2 protein-coding genes are annotated in these 2,947 nt (G+C 69.6%); both read left to right on the top strand.

Annotated elements, in window-relative coordinates:
* Positions 1 to 334: 334 nt before the first annotated feature.
* Positions 335 to 1,939: a malate synthase A gene (gene aceB / locus DD1DGNOD_RS16540; RefSeq protein ID WP_131770531.1), complete on the top strand. Its 1,605-nt coding sequence runs from the start codon at positions 335 to 337 to the stop codon at positions 1,937 to 1,939.
* 210 nt (positions 1,940 to 2,149) lie between these two features.
* Positions 2,150 to 2,947 (top strand): 3-hydroxyacyl-CoA dehydrogenase family protein (locus DD1DGNOD_RS16535; protein WP_206443235.1); only part of this gene is annotated, 798 nt, incomplete at its 3' end.

The following is a 2,947-nucleotide window of genomic DNA, read 5'->3' as shown; positions in this document are numbered from 1 at the left end:
GCCTTACGCCGACCCGGTACGTCCCATTAGGGGCCGTCGACGGCGGACGATCTGGATGGCCTGGACGGCGTGCGGGAAGCCGATCCCGGCGCGGACCTCGGTGACCTTCAGGGAGCAGATCTTGTTGCGGCCGTGGCCACGGTCACGGGTCCGGCCGGCGAGCGGGATCTGTTTCCAGGGCAGGGGCGTCAGGCTCCCCAGCCACAGGGGAACTCCGTGATCCTCCGCGCGGGCGCAGGTCGGCGGCGGTGGTTGTGCTGCACCGACGACTATCGTACGTTATTCCATAATACGAATTTTAACTTCCACGATACGGAATTTGGGTGTGTGGTGTATGAGCGAGTTGGACATCCCCGCCGGGGTCGAGATCATCGGACCGCGGGTGGACCGGAGCGAGGAGATCCTGACCCGGTCCGCGCTGGATCTGCTCGCCGACCTGCACCGTCGGTTCGGCGCCACCCGCGGTGCCCTGCTCGCCGCCCGCGCGCAGCGGCAGGCCCAGCTGTCCGCGGGCGCGGACCTGGACTTCCTGCCCGAGACGAAGGACGTCCGGGAGGGTGACTGGCAGGTCGCCCCACCCGCGCCCGGCCTGGTCGACCGCCGAGTCGAGATCACCGGGCCCACCGACCGCAAGATGACGATCAACGCACTGAACTCGGGGGCGAAGGTCTGGCTGGCGGACTTCGAGGACGCCAACACCCCGCTGTGGGAGAACATGGTCTCCGGCCAGCTCAACCTGCGTGACGCCCTGGACCGCACCATCGACTTCACCAGCCCGGAGGGCAGGCGGTACGTCCTCGGCGACACGACCACCACGATCGTGGTGCGTCCCCGCGGTTGGCATCTCGACGAGAAGCACCTGCTCGTCGACGGCGAGCCCGTCAGCGGCGGTCTGTTCGACTTCGCTCTCTACGCATTCCACTGCGGCCGGCGTCAGCTCGACGCGGGCTCCGGACCGTACTTCTACCTGCCGAAGACGGAAAGTCACCGGGAGGCGAGGCTGTGGAACGAGGTCTTCAGCCATACCGAGGACGCCCTGGGCTTTCCCCGTGGCACGATCCGCGCCACCGTGCTCATCGAGACCCTCCCGGCGGCCTTCGAGATGGAGGAGATCCTCTACGAGCTGCGCGAGCACTCCGCCGGGCTGAACGCGGGCCGGTGGGACTACCTGTTCAGCGTCATCAAGAAGCTGCGTGACCGGGGCGGACGGTTCGTCCTGCCCGACCGCGACTCGGTGACGATGACAGCACCGTTCATGCGCGCCTACGCCGACCTGCTCGTACGCACCTGCCACCGGCGGGGCGCACACGCCATCGGTGGGATGGCCGCCTTCATCCCGAGCCGCCGCGACGCGGCCGTGAACGAGACGGCCGTGGCGAAGGTGCGCGAGGACAAAACCCGCGAGGCCGAGGCCGGCTTCGACGGTTCCTGGGTCGCCCATCCGGACCTGGTGCCGCTGTGCCGGGAGGTGTTCGACGGGGTGCTCGCCGATCGTCCGCACCAGCTCGACCGGACCCGTGACGACGTGACGGTGGACGCGGCCGCACTCCTCGACGTCGCCTCGGCCGGCGGCAGTCAGACCGAGGCGGGGCTGCGCAACAACGTCAGCGTGGCCCTGCAGTACCTGCAGGCATGGCTGCGGGGCAGCGGCGCGGTCGCGATCTTCAACCTGATGGAGGACGCGGCCACCGCTGAGATCGCACGCTCCCAGATCTGGCAGTGGCTGCACCACGGGGTCGTTCTCGACGGCGGCCTGCCCGTCACCCGTGACCTGGTCGAACGGATCGTCGTCGAGGAACTGGCCACGATCGCCCAGCGGCTCGGCGACGGGTTCGACGCCGCCGGTTTCGAGCAGGCGCGTCTGCTGTTCACCGAGGTGGCGCTGGCCGACGACTTCGCCGAGTTCCTCACCCTGCCTGCCTACGAGCGCATGCCTTGAACCCGGCGGTCGGCGCGTAGCCCGGGGGCGTTCTGGTCGGCCACGGGTCAGGGTCTCAAGGGCGCGACATCAAGTCAACGCTTAAGTTGACGAACGTCGACAGGCGTCGTAGCGTCCGCCACGCGGCACCGGTGCCGGGCCTCTCACGAATCACGACCCACGACGCACCTGCGCCGCACGCATTGCCACGTCGATCGACGGGAGGAACACGTGACGGCAGTCGGTGTCATCGGAGCCGGGACCATGGGCGTCGGCATCGCGTACGTCTTCGCCGCGGCCGACTGCGAGGTCTTCGTCGTCGAGCCGGACCCCGGCCGGGCCCGTGGCTGCGTCGAGACCGTGCGGGCGCAGTCCCGGCAGGGACTCGCGCGGGGCAAGCTGACGGCCGAGCAGGCCGCGGCGATCCCTGGTCGGGTCACTGCGGTGGACCGGGTCCGGGACCTGCCTCGTGCGCTCGATCTCGTCGTCGAGTCCGTCCCCGAGCGCCTTGAGCTGAAGCACGAGGTGCTCGCGGCGGCGGCTGAGCGCGGGCCCGCCGTGCTCGCGTCGAACACCAGCTCGCTGTCCATCGACGCGCTCGCCGCTCGGCTGCCGGACCCGGTCACGTTCCTGGGCATGCACTTCTTCAACCCGGTGTGGTCGCTGCGGATGGTGGAGATCGTCAGAGGTTCGCGGACGTCGGAAGACACGCTGCGGCACGCAGGGACGCTGGTGACGCGCCTGGGGAAGCAGGCCATCGTCGTCCGCGACGTACCGGGCTTTGCGACCAGCCGGCTCGACCTGGTCGCGAGCCTGGAGGCCATGCGGATGCTCGAGGACGGGGTGGCGTCCGCGGCGGACATCGACATGGCGATGGTCGTGGCGTACCGCCACCCGATGGGGCCGCTCCGCCTCAGCGACGTCGTCGGCCTCGACGTACGGCTCGACATTGCCCGGCAGCTCTGCTCGGTGTACGGCGAGCGATTTGCGCCCCCGGCCGTCCTGGTGGAGAAGGTGGCGGCCGGGAAG

This window comes from Candidatus Protofrankia californiensis, assembly GCF_900634765.1.
In the GTDB taxonomy this organism is placed as follows: domain Bacteria; phylum Actinomycetota; class Actinomycetes; order Frankiales; family Frankiaceae; genus Protofrankia; species Protofrankia californiensis.
Note: the sequence above shows the minus strand (reverse complement) of the source record. Positions and strands in the feature narration are given on the sequence as shown.